We start from the raw sequence: 1277 nt of genomic DNA, 5'->3' as shown, positions 1-1277 counted from the left end.
GACCTCCAGGGCGTGTTACCGCACCTTCATCCTGGCCATGAGTAGATCACTTGGTTTCGGGTCTACACCCAGCGACTGATCGCCCTATTCGGACTCGATTTCTCTACGGCTTCCCTATATGGTTAACCTTGCCACTGAATGTAAGTCGCTGACCCATTATACAAAAGGTACGCAGTCACGGAACAAGTCCGCTCCTACTGTTTGTATGCACACGGTTTCAGGATCTATTTCACTCCCCTTCCGGGGTTCTTTTCGCCTTTCCCTCACGGTACTGGTTCACTATCGGTCGATTACGAGTATTTAGCCTTGGAGGATGGTCCCCCCATATTCAGACAGGATGTCACGTGTCCCGCCCTACTTGTCGTACGCTTAGTATCACCGGTCCAATTTCACATACGGGGCTATCACCCACTATGGCTCCCATTTCCAGGGGATTCTGTTATCGGTCCGACTATCACGTACAGGCTCTTCCCATTTCGCTCGCCGCTACTTTGGGAATCTCGGTTGATTTCTTTTCCTGCAGCTACTTAGATGTTTCAGTTCGCCGCGTTCGCCTTGCATACCTATGTATTCAGTATGCAATACCCTAAAAGGGTGGGTTGCCCCATTCGGAAATCTGCGGATCAAAGTGTGTTTGCTCACTCCCCGCAGCTTATCGCAAGCTACTACGTCCTTCATCGCCTGTAATCGCCAAGGCATCCACCATGTGCACTTATTCGCTTGTCCCTATAACGTTAGCCTCTCATCATTTACATGATGAAAGAGCGTTACAGGAATAAGAAAGTACAACGTTGTTGCTTGTTTGTTGATACATACAATCATTACCCATCAAGTCGCCTCATGCATTGCTGCACGCATAGACTTGATCAATAAATAATCTTTACTTCTTCCAGATTGTTAAAGAACGAAACAGCTTTGATCGCTAAAAGATCAAATCTAAACCCAGAGGCTTACATTTGTACTTTCGAGTAAAACTTTGGTGGAGGATGACGGGATCGAACCGACGACCCCCTGCTTGCAAAGCAGGTGCTCTCCCAGCTGAGCTAATCCCCCTGAGATTTTACTAATTAGCTGGTAGGGCTGGTTGGACTCGAACCAACGACCCCCGCGTTATCAACACGGTGCTCTAACCAGCTGAGCTACAGCCCCAACGCGGAACTACTACGACTACTGTTTCTTCTTAATTAAACAGCCGATAAGTGTGAACATTTGATGCGTGAATCAGTTACCTGACTCGTGCAAACTCTAGAAAGGAGGTGATCCAGCCGCACCTTCCG

Annotated in this window: 2 tRNA genes and 1 rRNA gene; all 3 read right to left on the bottom strand. The window is 48.2% G+C overall.

Annotated features, from left to right (window positions below):
• A 23S ribosomal RNA gene (locus ACP7EG_RS27645) occupies nt 1-726 on the bottom strand; the annotation flags it as partial.
• A gap of 251 nt (nt 727-977) precedes the next feature.
• Nucleotides 978-1053: transfer RNA gene (locus ACP7EG_RS27640), tRNA-Ala, on the bottom strand.
• 19 nt (nt 1054-1072) lie between these two features.
• Nucleotides 1073-1149 (bottom strand) — tRNA-Ile (locus tag ACP7EG_RS27635).
• Between the last annotated feature and the right edge of the window lie 128 nt (nt 1150-1277).

The sequence above is a fragment of the Janthinobacterium sp. PSPC1-1 genome, from assembly GCF_049897625.1.
Taxonomy (GTDB): Bacteria; Pseudomonadota; Gammaproteobacteria; order Burkholderiales; family Burkholderiaceae_D; genus Janthinobacterium; species Janthinobacterium tructae.
Note: the sequence above shows the minus strand (reverse complement) of the source record. Positions and strands in the feature narration are given on the sequence as shown.